The organism is Sphingomonas sp., assembly GCF_035910975.1.
Taxonomy (GTDB): Bacteria; Pseudomonadota; Alphaproteobacteria; order Sphingomonadales; family Sphingomonadaceae; genus Sphingomonas.
Map to the genome: position 1 here is coordinate 792308 of NZ_JAMHWM010000029.1, position 15958 is coordinate 808265.

General features: G+C 65.1%; 8 protein-coding genes. 4 read left to right on the forward strand and 4 right to left on the reverse strand.

Features of this window, described 5'->3' with window-relative positions:
- The first annotated feature begins 29 nt into the window (after positions 1-29).
- On the forward strand, positions 30-1019 hold the full coding sequence (locus tag VYI76_RS10260; protein ID WP_326524650.1) for a hypothetical protein: 990 nt from the start codon (positions 30-32) through the stop codon (positions 1017-1019).
- 12 nt (positions 1020-1031) lie between these two features.
- Here VYI76_RS10260 and folE read toward each other — a convergent pair whose 3' ends face one another.
- Positions 1032-1667 (reverse strand): GTP cyclohydrolase I FolE, encoded by a 636-nt coding sequence (gene folE / locus VYI76_RS10265; RefSeq protein WP_326524651.1) that lies wholly within the window; start codon positions 1665-1667, stop codon positions 1032-1034.
- Positions 1668-1896: 229 nt separating this feature from the next.
- On the opposite strand from folE, the gene VYI76_RS10270 reads away from it, so the two are divergent.
- The 3 genes from VYI76_RS10270 (at position 1897) to VYI76_RS10280 (ending at position 5253) form a co-directional block, all read left to right on the forward strand.
- Positions 1897-4581: a TonB-dependent receptor gene (locus tag VYI76_RS10270; protein ID WP_326524652.1), complete on the forward strand. Its 2685-nt coding sequence runs from the start codon at positions 1897-1899 to the stop codon at positions 4579-4581.
- Between the two features lie 147 nt (positions 4582-4728).
- Positions 4729-4935, forward strand: coding sequence for a DUF2945 domain-containing protein (locus VYI76_RS10275; RefSeq protein WP_326524653.1), 207 nt, complete (start codon positions 4729-4731; stop codon positions 4933-4935).
- Between the two features lie 45 nt (positions 4936-4980).
- The gene (locus VYI76_RS10280) at positions 4981-5253 is read left to right on the forward strand and encodes an SWIB/MDM2 domain-containing protein (RefSeq protein WP_326524654.1); all 273 of its coding nucleotides are present in this window, start codon (positions 4981-4983) and stop codon (positions 5251-5253) included.
- A gap of 894 nt (positions 5254-6147) precedes the next feature.
- On the opposite strand, the gene VYI76_RS10285 is transcribed toward VYI76_RS10280, so the two are convergent.
- From VYI76_RS10285 to VYI76_RS10295, 3 genes are all read right to left on the reverse strand, one after another.
- Positions 6148-11604 carry a beta strand repeat-containing protein gene (locus VYI76_RS10285; RefSeq protein ID WP_326524655.1) on the reverse strand — a complete coding sequence of 1819 codons (5457 nt, stop codon included), beginning with the start codon at positions 11602-11604 and terminating at the stop codon, positions 6148-6150.
- A gap of 54 nt (positions 11605-11658) precedes the next feature.
- Positions 11659-14511: a cadherin domain-containing protein gene (locus VYI76_RS10290; protein ID WP_326524656.1), complete on the reverse strand. Its 2853-nt coding sequence runs from the start codon at positions 14509-14511 to the stop codon at positions 11659-11661.
- Positions 14512-14792: 281 nt separating this feature from the next.
- The gene (locus VYI76_RS10295; RefSeq protein WP_326524657.1) at positions 14793-15956 is read right to left on the reverse strand and encodes an HlyD family type I secretion periplasmic adaptor subunit; all 1164 of its coding nucleotides are present in this window, start codon (positions 15954-15956) and stop codon (positions 14793-14795) included.
- Positions 15957-15958: the final 2 nt, after the last annotated feature.

Below are 15958 nucleotides of genomic sequence, written 5' to 3' on the forward strand. Positions count from 1 at the left end.
GTAGCTTGGTCTGCATCGGGAATCAGCGAATGATGGTATCCAGTCTGCCGTTCGCGTTCGCCACGCTCCTCGTGAATGCCACTGGCCAGAATCCGCCAGCGGCACCTGTTTCCCAGTTAGAGGACAGGGCAATACGTGCTGCGCTTGTCGCCGATTCTGAGACTTGGCCTTTCAACCGGCTCGATCGAAACAGTCTGTCCAGTGTCCGGTTCGTACGGTCATCGCAGCAAGGGCCGGTGTATCGGGTACACTATACCTTCAACCGCGGGACTCCCGGATGGATGGAAGCTACCTTCCAGCAAGGGCGGGTACATTGCGTCGCTTTCCACGACGCACCGAGCTGTCGCCCTCCACAGGCTCAGGCACAGTATACGCCTGTCGCCAGCGCCTCGGTCAGGGGCCATGTAGCGGCGGCGCTGCCGACGTTGATGTCTCCCCAGGCGTCGATCGATCCCGGCAGCCTGTCCGAACCCGTACTGGAAAGCACCGCTAACGGTTTGCGGAAATATCGCTTCAGCTACACCTGGAACCGCGGGCGCCCCGGCGCGGCATCGGCGTTGATCGATGCGAATAACCGGGTCCGTTGCATCACGTTCGCATCAAGCTCCAATTGCCGGGAGATTCTCACGACAGCCCAGGTTGCGGCAAGGAAGCAGGAGAACCAAGCTTACGCCGCGCGAATGGCTGCGGAGGCGGAGGCGAGCAACTGGGTCGCCGACGTCTCGGGGTCCAGAAAGTGCCTGAGGCGCATAAGGGGCGAACTCAATCTTGGCGAAGCGCGGATGGCTTACGACGATTTCTCAAAATCCATGCGGTCAAGAATCGATACATCATCCAACTCCCACGGCCTTGAGAACAAATGCTCTCACGCGGTCAGCTACAAGGACTCGGACGGCGTCGTATCGATTAAACCCGGTGCGACGGTGATGTGGGTTTGCTCGTCGGAAATGCGCGAGAATGCATTCGGGGTCCGGGCCCAATATTCCACCGGATGCCGCCGGTCTTCGGGGTTCAAGTAACGGGGCGGGATATCACCCCCGCCCCGACATCCCCATCAGCGCCAGCACTTCCTTGCGGCTGCGCTCGTCGTCGCGGAAGACGCCCATCATCCGGCTGGTGACCATGCCGACGCCGGGCGTCCGCACGCCGCGGGCCGTCATGCAGGCGTGGGTCGCCTCGATCACCACCGCGACGCCGCGCGGTTTCAGCCCGTCCCAGATGCAGTCGGCCACCTCCGCCGTCAGCCGCTCCTGCACCTGCAACCGCCGGGCATAGGCGTGGAGCACGCGGGCCAGCTTCGAGATGCCGACGACATGGTCCTGCGGGAGGTAAGCGATATGCGCCCGTCCGATGATCGGCGCCATATGATGCTCGCAATGCGACTGGAACGGAATGTCTTTCAGCAGCACGATCTCGTCATAGCCGCCTACTTCCTCGAACACGCGGGCCAGATGCGCCTTCGGGTCTTCTCCATAGCCCTGGCAATATTCCTTCCACGCGCGCGCGACGCGCTTCGGCGTGTCGAGCAGGCCCTCGCGCGACGGATCGTCGCCGGTCCAGCGAATCAGCGTTTCGACCGCCGCCGCCACCTCGTCGGGCACCGCGATCTTCGGCGCGGGCGTCACCAAATCGCCGTCCGCCGGATCATGAGGCTGCACATCGCTCATCCGTACCGTCCTTCGCTCACTCGCCTTGCCGCTACGGCAAGCACGTTTTTGCCGCCGCGGCGCCCGGAAAGCGTCGCATCGCGGCAACATCGGCGGAAATCCGCCATTTCGCGTCTCTGACTACCGTTGACGCACGAGAATCGCGAGCGATACTCTCGTCACTGGAATTTTCCAGCCGTCCATCCGCCGGGAAAAGAGCGGGCTGCCGGTTCACAGAGGGGATGCATCCATGAAGAAGTTCGAGCTGCTCGCCGCGTCCGCGCTCGCGTTGGCCGTCGCCGTCCCGGCCACCGCGCAGACCGCGCCCGCGACCCCGCCCGCCGACGCGCAGGCCGACACCGACTATCAGTCGGCGAACGATATCGTCGTCACGGCGACCCGCCGCAACGAGACGATCCAGTCGGTTCCCGTCGCGATCACCGCGGTCAGCAAGGAATTGCTGGAGAACGCCAACGTCCAGGATATCCGCGGCCTCGAACAGCTGGCACCGTCGCTCCAGTCCTCGACCGGCCAGTCTTCGGCGACGGGGACGACGCTCTACATCCGCGGTATCACCACCGGCGGCGACAACCCCGGCTTCGAGCCTGCCGTCGGCGTGTTCATCGACGGCGTGTTCCGCGCCCGCGCCGGCGTTGCCATTTCCGAGCTGCCCGAACTTGAGCGCGTCGAGATCCTGCGCGGGCCCCAGGGCACGCTGTTCGGCCGCAACACCTCGGCCGGCGCGCTTTCGATCTTCACCGCGCGGCCCGAATTCACGCTCGGCGGCTATGCCGCGGCGACCTATGGCAACTATGATTCGATGGAGCTTCGCGGCGCCATCACCGGCCCGGTCAGCGAGCAGCTCGCGCTGCGCTTCGACGGCACCTGGCGCAAGCGCGACGGCTATATCAAGGACGCCAATTCGAACCGCCGGTTCAACGACGTCGATCGCTTTTCGCTGCGCGGCCAGGCGCTGTACGACACCACCGACCTGACCGTGCGCCTGATCGCCGACTATTACGAGACCGACGAGCAGTGCTGCGGCGCGGTCTCGGGCGTGCGCGGCGCCTTTGCCCCGCTGATCCAGGGTATCGCCGGCGCGCAGGGACGAACCGGCCTCTACACCGGCCCGACGTCCGATCGCACCATGGCGGTTTCGCCCAATCGCGACCTGGGCGAGCGTGTGCGCGACTGGGGCGGCTCGGCGGAGATCAACTGGAACGTCAGCGATTCGACCACCCTCACCTCGATCACCGCCTATCGCGACTGGCGCGCGCTCAGGAACCAGGACATCGACTTCTCGGGCATCGATCGCGCCTATCGCGAGGGCTATCGCACGCGGCTGAAGGATTTCACGCAGGAACTGCGGCTGCAGGGCTCGGCGCTCGACGGCAAGCTCGACTGGCTGGTCGGCGGCTTCTACCTGAACGAGAGCAACCAGCTGCGCGACACCGTCCGCTTCGGCAACGACGGCAACCGCTATGTCGACAGCATCTTCAACGCGTTGGCTGGCCCGTCGTTCGGCGGATCGGTGCAGTTCTTCGGGTCGCTGGGCGCGTCGGTGCCGACGCCCGGCGCGGTGTTCCTGAACCCGGCGGTGCCCAACGCCCTGCCCGCGCTTCAGGCGGTCTATGGCGCGACGCTCGCGCCGCTGGTCGGCTGCTTCCGCGCCCAGGCGGGCACCGCGCCGTCCAGCCTGTGCGTGATCCCCGGCTTCCCCTCGGCCCCGATCCCCGGCCTCGCCGCGCTGGCCGCCTCGCCGCTCCCCGCGGTGGCCGCGGGCCAGGGCAACAACAACGACAATTTCAACGTGAAGACCAACGCGATCGCGCTGTTCACGCACAACATCATCAACGTCACCGACAATCTGTCGCTGACGCTGGGCGCGCGCTGGAATCATGAGAAGAAGGATCTGACCGCCAGCATCAACAACAACACCGGCAGCTGCGGCTTCTTCGACCAGCTCCGTGCCGGCAACGCCGCGGCGACCGCCTATGCCAATGTCCTGCGCCAGCTGGGGCTGTTCAACAACCTGTTCCTGCTCGCCTGCAACCCGGCCGTGAACACCGAATTCAACGGCAACTACACCCACGATCGCAGCGAGAACAAGATCACCGGCACCGTAAAGGTCGCCTACAAGTTCAGCCCCGACATTCTCGGCTATGCCAGCTATGATCGCGGCTACAAGTCCGGCGGCTACAACCTCGACCAGGCGACCTTCGATTCGGTGCTGCTCGGCGGCAACGGCCCGCAGGGGTCCGACCTCGCGTTCCGCAACGAATCCGTCGATGCGTTCGAAATCGGCGTGAAATCGAAGTTCAGCCGCGCCTTCACGCTGAACGTCGCCGGCTTCTACCAGAAGTTCAAGGACCTCCAGTCGCTGGTGTTCAGCGGCACCAACTTCGTCGTCCAGAACGTGCCGCTGACGATAAGCAAGGGCGTGGAGGCCGAAGCGACGATCCAGCCGGTGCGCGAACTGATCGTGCGGCTGGGCTATAGCTACATCGACGCCAAATATGATCCGTCGCGCAGCCTGGCCGGTACGCCGCTTCAGGGCCAGGAAGGCCGCCAGATCCAGAACCAGCCCAAGCACACCGTGTCGCTGGCATCGACGTGGACGCCGCGCCTGTCGGGCGACGTCAACGGGTTGCTCCACATCGACATGCGCTACAACAGCGAGGTGAACATCTCCTCGGGTACGCCCAATGCCCTCACCGGTCGCACGCCGCTGTTCAACCAGGGCTATCCGCTGATCGGCGCGCGGATCGGCGTGCAGTCGGCCGATCGCAGCAAGAGCCTGGAGTTCTTCGTCGAAAACCTGACCAACCAATATTACCACGTCACCGGCTTCGCGGTGCCCGAGCAGACGGGGAACATCGCCGCCTATCCCAGCATGCCACGCTTCTACGGCGTGACCGCCCGGTTCGGCTTCTAGCCTGACGCCGGTTGTAACGGGCGGCTCCTCCACAGGGGCCGCCCCCTTTCACCCTCTCTCGACACGGCCGGTCCTTTCGGCCATGCAATCAACAGCCCGTCTCGAATATTGTCCCTTCCGATTCCCTTCGGCAAAGGACGAGACATCGTGGCGAAGCAGTTGAAGAGGGGCGACGAAGTATCGTGGAAGTCGCACGGCGGCACCGCGCACGGCAAGGTCGGGAAGAAGGTGACGTCGAGCACCGCGATCAAGGACCACACCGCGCGCGCGGCACCGGACGATCCGCAGTACATCGTCAAAAGTGACAACGGCGGCAGGGCAGCGCACAAACCGTCGGCGCTCACGAAGGAATAACCCGCGGCGGGCGCCACGCCCGGCACGCACCTACAGGAGAAGACCATGGCAGAAGCGAAGAAGGCGGGCGCAGCTCGCGGCGGCATTTCGAAGCCGGTGACCCCCTCCCCCGAGCTGGCCGCGATCGTCGGCGCAGCGCCGCTTGCCCGCAGCGAGATCGTCAGCAAGATGTGGGCCCACATCAAGGCGAACAATCTCCAGAACCCCGCGAACAAGCGCGAGATCCTGGCCGACGACAAGCTGAAGAAGGTGTTCGGCAAGGACAAGGTCACGATGTTCGAGATGAACAAGCACATCAGCGGCCATGTGAAGGGCTGATCCTTCCCGCTGATAAAGTTGCGCGGCCCGGTGTGGAAACCCCACGCCGGGCCGTTCGTGTTTCTGGGGAACATGGACGCCGCCGCCGGACCCGACAGGCCGGTTCGCTCAGGGTCGTCCGCGTCTGTTCCCGGCCTGCCATTCCCGTCCCGCCGCACTCGGCGGACGATGTTCCGGATGGACGCCCACGCGCCCTTCATCCTGGCTGCGATTGATGCGCAGGACGACATCACGCTGGTCGATTTGCAGGCGCTGCTCGCCGAGCGCGGCACGCCGATCGCCCTCGCTCCTGGCTTCGGCCCCCTCCCCGTTCCTGTCGCAGCCCGAAATCTCGCCTGCGTAAAGCGGGTTCGGGGGCTTCCGCGGTATTTCCACCGGTGTAATCGCCGCTGTCAGCCGAAATCCGCAGGGCGCGTTCCGCCCTGGCCTCGGCGACGCTCGCCAGTAAGGGCAATAGGGTCAAATACTACCCGCACCCAGGCCCTCGCAACAACGACGCCATCGCCGACCGAATGAGAGCACCCACGTGTCAGTCCAACCCGGAGACGTGCGACCTGGCCGCACGATCCGGGCCCGCGCCGCCTTGGCCTCGATCGGTAGGCCCTGCGGATCGATCGGCAGGCCCTGCGGATCAATCCGCCGGGCACCCCGCCCAAACCGGGATCGGCGGCCAGACTAACCATTGGCCGGGCCGGCAACATCTTCACCATCCCCGGGCATTCCGAACGCTGGGCCACGCTGGCTCTTGCCTGCGATCGGCTCGCCTCGACGGGGCGTGTTGGTAGCTGTCGACCCAGCCTCCGTACGTCTCCCGCGTCAATCTGAAACCCGCATAGAAAAGGGGCCCGGATCGCTTCCGATCCGAGCCCCGTAGTTTTCGCGAAACTACTCTACTTAGATGTAGAGACCCAGCGCCGTACCGGCACCCGCGCCATCGACATCGACCAAGCCGGTGATGCCCGTGACGCCAGTGACCTGCACGATGTCGGTGAACGCCGCGGTGATCGCGCCGGCCGCCGCATTCGTGTCGTTCAGCTCACCGATGTAGGTGTTGCCCTGGTAGACGAAGGCAATCGTACGCGGCCCGGCGTTGTCGAACGTCGCAACGTTGTACTCCTGCTCAACGAGCTGGATCGCGGCCAACAGGCTGGTCGAGCTGTTGATCGCCGCAGCCAGCGTCGAATTGCCCTGGACCACGCCGTTGACGACCGAGCTGTTCTGCGGATCGCCGCCGGCGGCACCCATGATCGCCGAACCGAAGTCGATCACATCGGCCGTGACGGTGTAGGCATCGTCGCCGTTGCCCAGGATACCGTCCGGACCGGCCATCGTTCCGGTCTGGAAGCCGTTGATCGTCTCGACACCGGCCTGTGCACCACGCGGGGCATCGCCGTTGGCGACGATGACCGTGTCACGCGCACCGTCCGAACCCAGATTGATCGTGTCGACGCCCGCGCCACCATTGATGGTGTCGTTGCCCGCACCGCCAGTGATGACGTCATTGCCGTCGCCACCGTTAAGCACGTCGTTGCCCGCGCCGCCGTCGATCGTGTCGTTACCCAGGCCACCGTTGATGACGTCATTGCCGCCACCACCGTTCAACGTGTCGTTGCCAGCGCCGCCGGTCAGCACGTCGTTCGCGCCGCCGCCGGTCACATTCACCGCATGACCCGCACCCGTCACGCCAGCGGCGTTGAAGGTGAGCACTTCGTCACCGGTCGTCGCCGACTGGCCACCCACCAGGGTCAGGATAACGCCCGCACGCAGCGCCGAGCCGTCAACGGTGACCGTCGCGTTGGTCGCCGAGAAGGTCGAGTCAGCGACCGTGATGTTGTAGCTCGTCGCCGAGCCCGCAACATCGTTGGTCGGCGTGGTATTGTCGGTGAAGGGGGCGCCCGCGGCGAGCACGACACGCTCGACCGAGAAGATACCCGCCGTCACGACACCACCGGCAACCGTCGCCTGCAGGGCGATGGTCTGCGCCGTCGCCGTGCCGACGACACCGTTACCCGACACGTTGAGCGTGTCGTTGCCCGTGCCGCCATCGACGATGTCAGCCGCAGTCAGCGTGCTGCCGAAGTTGATGGTGTCGTCACCGCCACCGGCGCGGACGATATCATCGCCACCACCGACAGTCGTGTTGGTGCGACCCAGGTTGAACACGTCGGCGAAAGTCGAACCGATGAAGATCGCATTGTTCGTCGCCACCAGCGTGTCGTTCAACGTCGCGCCGACGGTCGAGTAGTTCGCGACCGAAACGGTGCTGCCCGAAGCGTTCGCACCCAGATTGATGATGCGGACGCCCGCGGTTTCCGAGAAGAAGCCCGCGAGATAGTTGAACTGCGTGCCGCCAGCCATGCCGACCAGCGTGACCTGCTCGATCGAGCCGGGCACGATGCGCGAGTTGAACCCGACGTCGACGATGTCCTGCGGACCGTTCACCGTGCCGGTGATCTGCAGCGTGTCGTTGCCGGCACCACCGTCGATCGTGTCGTTGTCGCTGTTGAACTCCGCCACGGTCAGTTCGATCGTGTCGTCGCCCGCACCGCCGCGCAGGATGTCGAAGCCCGCACCGCCGCGCAGCACGTCGTTGCCGTCGCCGCCCTCGAGGACGTCGTTACCGGCACCGCCGTTCAGCACATCGTTGCCAGCACCACCGCGCAGGATGTCCGCACCGGCACCGCCGGTGATGACGTCGTTGCCCGAACCACCGGTCACATCGAAGTTCCCGTTGGTCTCTGCCGCCCCGTTGAAATTCAGGGTCGGGGTAACGATCACGTCATCCGTGCCGCCGATGCGGTTATCCGCACCAACCGAGACCACCGTGGCGACGAGGCTGGTGGCGTCGACCACGAAGGTCGTGCCGGCGGCCACGTTGGCGTCATCCATCGTCACATTGAAGCTGACCGCGTTACCGTTGCGATCGGTCGCCTGGTCCGGACGGGCCAGAGCGGCCTCGGCCGCCTGGACCACCAGACGCTCGAAGTTGGTGAAGTTGCTGGTGAAATTGTAAGATGCGGGCGCGACATGACCAAAGGTGTAACCCGATATCACCGAAAGGGGGCCACCGATCGTCAGCGTATCGGTGCCGATGCCACCGTCGAGGATGGTGGTAAGATAGTAGCTCGAATTGACGGTGTCGTTCCCGGCGCCGGTACGGATCGCATTAACGTTCGCGGACATATTGACCACGTCGTTACCCGAACCGGTGGTCACCGAGCCGCCCGACGTGTTGACGGTCAGACCGGTCGTTACGGTCGCTGCGAACACGTCGTCGTTACCGCTGTTCACCGTCGTGATACCGGTCGCCGAGAAATTGGCACCCAGCGTCACTTCGGCAGCGATGCCATCGATACTCATGTCCCCGGCGGTGCCGCTCTGAACGTCGGTGGTCAGTACTTCCAGGCCAGTCTTGTTGACGTAACCGGCGTCGGTGATGAAATCGAGGCTGGTGATGTTCAGCGTGTCGATACCAGCCGCGCCATCGTCGGCGATCACGTCGCCGGCAATGAATTCGCCGTTATTGAAGATGTAGGTGTCGCTGCCCTCACCGCCGTTCATGGTGTCGTTACCGGCACCACCGGTCAGCGTGTCGTTGCCCGCACCGCCGGTCAGCACGTCGTTGCCCGCACCGCCGACCAGCACGTCGTTGCCCGCACCACCGTTGAGGATGTCGTTGCCCGCACCGCCGGTCAGCACGTCGTTCGCCGCTCCGCCCGTCACGTTGACGGCGCGGTTGCCGGTCAGCGCCGCAGCGTTGACCGTCAGCGCTTCGTCGCTGAGCGTATCGGCCGCGAGCGATCCGGTGGCGCCACCGATTTCATTGTCGGTGCCAAGATTGGTGATCACGCCAGCGCGCAGCGCCGAACCGTCCACCACGAAGGTGAGGCCGGTCGCCACATTGGCGTTCACGAACGTCAGCGTATAGGAAACCGCCGAACCGGGCAGGTCAGGAGCGGCATCCACCGACACGGCCGCATCGCCGGCAAGCAGCGTAACCTTTTCGAAGCCGGTGAAGTTGGCGCCGAACGGGTTGACCATCGGCAGGTTCCACCCGGCCGGGAAGCCGAGGTTACGAACCGGGCCGCCAAGCACGAGCGTGTCGGTACCCGCACCGCCGGTGAGGACGTTGTTGCCACCGTTGGACAGGGCATGGCCGGCGACGAAAGTGTCATCGCCGTCGCCCAGCGCAACGCTGCCGCTGAAGAACGGCGTGCCTGCCAGGGTCCGCAGGGTAACCGTGTCGTTGCCCGTACCGGTGGTGATCGCCGCACCGTCAAACACATCATTGACCGCAAGGCCGACGGTGTAGGCGCTGGCGTTGACATCGTCGTCACCCGAAGTGACGGTACGAATGCCGCTGGCCTGCGCGTTGGCGCCCAGCGTCACTTCCACCCCCGGGTTATTGGTGACGTTGGTGATCAGCGCCTCGAAGCCGAGCTTGTTGACGAACTGCGCATCGACGATCGCCGTGGTCGACGTCACGTCGAGGGTATCGATGTCGCCAGCGCCGGTGCCGGTGTCGGTGATGGCCTCACCCACATCGAACTCGCCGTCGGCGAACACATAGCGATCGCTGCCTTCGCCGCCGTCCATCACGTCGATGCCGGCGCCGCCGCGCAGCACGTCGTTACCCGCGCCGCCCAGCAGATTGTCGTTGCCGCCACCGCCGTTGAGCACGTCGTTGCCCGCGCCGCCGACCAGGAAGTCAACGCCACCGGTGCCGTTGATGACGTCGTTGCCGCCGCCGCCATTGATGTACGAGCTGGCGCCGCTGGCGTTGATCGTCTCGCCCAGCGAAGTGCCGAGCACGACCTCCGCGAACGTGCCGCGCTGCGTGCCGGAGATGTCACGGACGTCGAACGCCGCGCCCGTGAAGCGGATACCTTCGTCGTCGAAACGGGTCACGCCGCCGGTCAGGCCATCGCTGCCGTCTTCCGACTGGACGGCGACCGCGAGCGTGGTGCCGTCAGCATCGAACGCCGAGCTGTTGCCGACATTGGCGCTGGTGAAGGTCACGCGGACCGGATTGACCTGGCCGACGATCTGGACGTTGTCGATCTGGCCCACCGGCGAACCGCCGCCGATCGGCTGGAAGGTCGTGCCGGTGTTGAAGCTCGAGCCACCCGAGGTGTTGAGCGTCAGCCGGATCGTGTCCTGCGTGCTGTTCGCCATGGTGACATTCAGCGCGTTGTTGAAATCCGACACGCCATTGGCGTCGGCGTCGAGCGTGAGATCGAGCAACGTGCCGCCGAACACAATGCCGGCGATGTTGGCGGCATCGACGCGAGTCGCGGTATCAACCGAAACGATCCCCGCCTTGTCGGCCTGCCCGCCAAGCTGGATGTTGGCGTAGTTGGTGACGAGCTTCTCGACGTTGGTCACGTTGGTGAAGTCGAGGTCGGCCAGCACGTTCAGCGCCGGATTGGCCGGCGAGTTGGTCAGCTCGAGCGTATCGACGCCAGCGCCGCCGTCGATGATGTCATTGGCCGACAACAGCTTGCCCGGCAGGGTGGTGTCCTGCGCGCCGACGATACGATCCTCCGCGGCGGTGCCGATCGCGGTGTCGTTGCCCGTCGTCAGGCGGAATTCCTGCGGAATGACGGGATCGGCCGGGATGGTTGCGACCAGGTTGGCTGTGCCCGCAAGGGTCACGCCGCCCGGCAGGCCGAGCTGCAGCTGAACCGTCTCGGCGGCCTCGCCGGTGTTGCCGTCAGCGATCGTCTGGACGCTGAGGAACGCCGTGGTCTGGCCCGCCGCGAAGGTGATGGTGGTGGCGACCGGAGTATAGTCCGCACCCGCCGTGGCGCTGCCGCCAACGGTCGCGACGTTGATCGTCACGGCCGAGGTCGGCGCCTGCGACAGCGTGAAGGTGTAAAGGATGGTCCCGCCTTCGGTGCCCGGATTGGTCGCCGTGACATTGAGCGTCAGCCCGACCGGATCCGGATTACCGCCGCCAACGGTCGCGGGGGCCGCGTTGATCGTCTGGGTGCCCAGCGTGAACACGCCGGCGGTCGTGCTGTCGAGCACGAAGTTCTGCGGCGTGCCGTTGTTGGCGAAGCGGATGACGGGGTTGTCAGCCGCGGCCAGGTTCGGGTTCGGCGCCGGGAAGGTCACGACGGTGCCGTTCGGACCCTTCAGGATGATCGACGAGCCCGAGCGCTCGACGGTGTACTGGCTCGCCGAGCCGGCGAGGATGATGGTGTCGCCACCAGCGTTGAAATCGGCGGTGAAGGTGTTCACGCCGCCGTTGACGGTGATGGTTTCACGGCCGGTCGTCGAACCCGAGATGGTGTTCGTACCGCCCGAAACGGTGAACGATTCACCCGAGCTGAGGTTAATCTGCGCCATTGTATCCCTACCCCTTACAGAGAAGACTTAAGTTGCTGCTATTTCTAGAAAAAATCAACCGTACCGGAAGAAGTCGAACCCGACCGCCTGCTCGGCGGATGCCTCGTCAAAGATGAACGCATTCGCACTGACCACACCCGTGATCGTGATCTGCGACGAAATGCCGTTGGACAGGAACGAGATCACCAGGTCCGAACCCTGCGAACTGAAGCTGTAGCGCGTCGTGTCGCTGTTGCCCGGCGTATTGATCGCGACGATCCGGTCGTCGGAGGTGAAGTTGTTGATGACCGAGATGTTCGGCGCGTTCGCGTCGTCGGTGTAGGTCACCGCCGCACTAGCCGCATTATAGGTATTGTTGCCGGCCAGCGTGTTCGCCTGCGCCGGCGGCGGAGCGGCCGTCGACTGGAAGAAGTCGAACCCGACCGCAGCTTCGGCCGTCGCTTCATTGAAGATGAAGTTGTTGCCGGCCGCACCAACGAGCGTGATCTGGCTGTTGACGCCGTTGATGAGCGCCGAAATCACCAGATCCGCGCCGATGCTGCTGAACGAATAGTTGCTGGTCGCCACATCGGTCCGGATGATGTCACCCGACGTGAAGTTGGCGATCGTCGTGATGTTGCCGACCGCACCGCTTTCCAGATACACGACGCTGCCGTTCGCGGCGTCGAAGTTGGTGTTGGTCGCAGCCGGGATGCCCGGGCCGTCGATCCGCACGCCCTCGACCGCGATGTCGTTGATGTTCAACGTCACCGCCTGGGTCGCCGCGAGCCCGCCACCGTCGGTCGCGACGATGTTGAAGCTGTAGGTCGCCTTGGTCTCGAAATCGGGCGAGCCGACGATCGTCACCTGGCCGGTCGTCGCGTTGATCGCGAAGGCCGCGGCGTCGGTGCCGGTCAGCGTGTAGGCGAGCGTGCCGAACGGCGTGCCAGCCGCGTCCGGATCGGTCGCGCCGACTGCCGCCGCGGCGACGACGATCGTGCCAGCCGCAACATTCTCGTCGATCGCAACCGTACGGGTCGCGGTCGAGAAGGCCGGCACCTCGTTCAGGTTGGTGATGTTGACCGTGTTGGCCTGCGTCGCGGTCAGCCCGCCCTGATCAGTGACGACCAGGTTGAAGCTGTAGCTGGCCTTCGCCTCGAAGTTCGGCGAACCGACGAAGGTCACCTGACCAGTCGTCGCATTGACCGCAAAGGCCGCAGCGTCGGCACCGGTCAGCGAGTAGGTCAGCGTGTTCGGAGCAGCCGTGCCATCCGGATCGCTCGCACCGACCGCCGCCACCGCGATGACCGTGGTGCCAGCCACGACATTCTCGTTCACCGTGGTCGTACGGGTCGCCGCAGCGAACACCGGCGTTTCGTTGACGTTGGTCACGTTGACGACCACCGCCTGGGTGGTCGTGCCCTGCGCGTTCGTCGCGGAAATCGTGATGTTGTAGGCCGCCTTCGCCTCGAAGTCCGGCGATGCCTTGAAGGTCACGACGCCGGTCGCGGTGTCGAAGTTGAACGCCGCCGCATCGGTACCACTCAGCGCGAACGAGGTCGCCCCAGTCGCATTCGCATCATAGACGACGGTCGAGGTCACCGAATTCTCGGCGATCGTCGCGGTGCCGCCCGAGGTGAACACCGGACCTTCCGGCAAGTCGCGCACGGTGATCGTCACGGCCTGCGTCGCCGAGAGAGCACCGTCCGACGCCGTCACGGTGATGGCGTAGCTCGACTTGGCCTCAAAGTCCGGCGAGGCCTTGAAGGTCACGTTACCCGTCGCCGCGTCGATGTTGAACGCCGCCGCATCGGCCCCGCCAATGCTGTAGGTCAGCGTGGTGTTGGCATCGGGATCGGTCGCGGTGACCCTGTAAGCCACGACGGTGGTGGCGATGTTCTCGTCCACCACGGCAGTCGCCGCCGAGGTGATGGTCGGCGTCTCGTTGACGTTGGCGACGGTGATCGTCACAGCCTGCGTCGCCGAGAGAGTACCGTCCGACGCCGTCACGGTGATGGCGTAGCTCGACTTGGCCTCGAAGTTCGGCGAGGCCTTGAAGGTCACGTCGCCCGTCGCCGCGTCGATGTTGAACGCCGCCGCATCGGCCCCGCCAATGCTGTAGGTCAGCGTGGTGTTGGCATCGGGATCGGTCGCGGTGACCTTGTAGGCCACGACGGCGGTGGCGATGTTCTCGTTCACCGTAGCAGTCGCCGCGGAGGTGATGGCCGGCGCCTCGTTGACGTTGGTGACGGTCACCGTCACCGCCTGCGTCGCCGACATCGACGGCGTACCATTGTCGGTCGCCGTGATGGTGATGGCGTAGCTCGCCTTCGCCTCGAAGTTCGCCGACGCCTTCAGCGTCACGACGCCGGTGGCGGCATCAATGTTGAAGAACGAAGCGTCCGCACCACCGATCGTGAACACGATCGTGTTGTTCTCGGTGTCCGAGACGTTCGCGTCATAGACGATCGTCGCGACCGGAGCATTCTCCGCGATCGTCGCGGTCGCCGTCGAGGTGAAGCGCGGCGCCGTATTCGTCGGAGTGGGCGTGGTCGCGATCGGATCGGTGTCGCCCGACGAGAGCGCGACGGCGAGGATGCCGCCGCCCAGCAGCACGCCACCAACGATGAACGGCGTCAGATCGGCGCCATCGTCATCGCCCTGCACCGCAGCGGAGGTGGCGGCGGCCGGCTCGGCGCTGGCCATCGGCTCGGCGACCATCGCCATCGGCGCCGGAGCCACCAGCGCGGCCACCGGTTCAGCAATCACGGTCGAGACGACCTCTTCAGCTTCCTCAACCTTCACCACGACGGCGTCGGCCTCCGCAGGAACGACCACCACCTTCGTGGCAACAGCCTTGCCGTCGGCAACATGAGCCTCGGCGACAGGCACCACAACAGTGTTCACCTGAGAGATACGCTTCGTCATTGACACCCCCTTGTAGGACGCAAAGAAAACGGGCGCGTAGTGCGCCCAAACCCTATGTGGCTCGCATGATTGGACGAAAAGAAAAGCGATTGCAAGCGAGTTCTAGGAGGGAAATCGGCGGAAAATCGGCGTAATTCCGGGGAGTGTGGGCGTTTCGCCACAGCTTCGCCCGGACAACGCGCTTCGACCCGTTAACCGTTTGTATTTACGACAGTCCGGCCGTGGCGGCCCGACTCCGCAGGGATGGCCGGTCGATGCGGCACCGATATGGTTTCCGCCGATCAGCGCTCGCCCATCGATTCCCCGACCGTTTTCAGCAGGGGCTTGGTGAGATAGCGGAACACGGTGTGCTCGCCGGTCTTGATCTCCGCGGTCGCGGTCATGCCCGGCTGCAACTCGATGCGCTCGGCGGGATTCGGGGTCCGCATGCGGGCAGTCTCCACCGTCACATGGACGCGGTAGTAGACCTGGCCCTGCCCGCCCGGCGTCGTCGCCGGCTCGCTCAGCGTGTCGGGACTGATATAGGTCACGCGGCCTTCCGCCGTTCCGTAGATCGAACTGTCATAGGCGTCGAAGCGCACCGACACCGGCTGGCCCTGGCGGATGAAGGCGATGTCGGCGGGCGGCACCTTCGCCTCGACCAGCAACTCGTCACCGGTCGGCACGATCTGCATCGCCTCGTCTCCCGGGCGCAGCACGCCGCCGACGGTCGTCAGCCGCACGTTCTTGACGATGCCGTCGACGGGTGAACGCAGCTCGGTCGCGCTCAGCACCTCGCCGCGCTGGATCAGTTGCTGCTCGGCGGACACCAGTTCCTCGTTCACCTTGGTATATTCGGTCTGGAGATCCTGGATATACTTGTTCCGGATATTGACGCGCTGGCCGCCGATGTCGCTCACCGCGCGTTCCATGCGCAGCACCTCGGATCGGCTGACGTCGCCCGACTTGACCAGCGGATAGTTGAGCGCGAGTTCCTGCTTCGACAGGCTCTCCATCCGGTTGAGCGCGCCCATCTGGTCGGCGAGCGCGGCGCGGCGCTTGGCGTAGAGCGCGCGTTCGTTGGCGACGAATTCCGGAAAGGCGGCGGTATCGGCCGGGAAACGCAGCGGCCGGCTGAACAGCTCGGCCTCGACCCGCGCCCGCGTGCTCTTGAGCGCGGCAACCCGCGCGCGCACCTCGTCCACCCCGGCGGTCACCTGCGTGGGGTTGAGGGTCATCAGCAGCTGGCCGCGCTTCACCCGGTCGCCCTCGCGCACCAGGATGCGCGATATCTCGCCGCCGTTGGTCGATTGCATAAGCTGAACGCGACCCGACGGGATCACTTGGCCGGGCGCGCGGGTAATCTGGTCAAGCTTCGCCCACAGCGACCAGGCGACGAAGCCGACCACCATCGCGGTTGTCAGCAGCACGATGATCGCGGCGGGGCGTGGTTTCGACAGGGACATGG

Bases quoted from the DNA above. Each gene is read 5' to 3' on its own strand.
- VYI76_RS10280 (WP_326524654.1), top strand. From the start codon at position 4,981: ATGGCAGAAGCGAAGAAGGCGGGCGCAGCTCGCGGCGGCATTTCGAAG.
- folE (WP_326524651.1), bottom strand. From the start codon at position 1,667: ATGAGCGATGTGCAGCCTCATGATCCGGCGGACGGCGATTTGGTGACG.
- VYI76_RS10285 (WP_326524655.1), bottom strand. From the start codon at position 11,604: ATGGCGCAGATTAACCTCAGCTCGGGTGAATCGTTCACCGTTTCGGGC.
- VYI76_RS10290 (WP_326524656.1), bottom strand. From the start codon at position 14,511: ATGACGAAGCGTATCTCTCAGGTGAACACTGTTGTGGTGCCTGTCGCC.
- VYI76_RS10270 (WP_326524652.1), top strand. From the start codon at position 1,897: ATGAAGAAGTTCGAGCTGCTCGCCGCGTCCGCGCTCGCGTTGGCCGTC.
- VYI76_RS10260 (WP_326524650.1), top strand. From the start codon at position 30: ATGATGGTATCCAGTCTGCCGTTCGCGTTCGCCACGCTCCTCGTGAAT.
- VYI76_RS10295 (WP_326524657.1), bottom strand. From the start codon at position 15,956: ATGTCCCTGTCGAAACCACGCCCCGCCGCGATCATCGTGCTGCTGACA.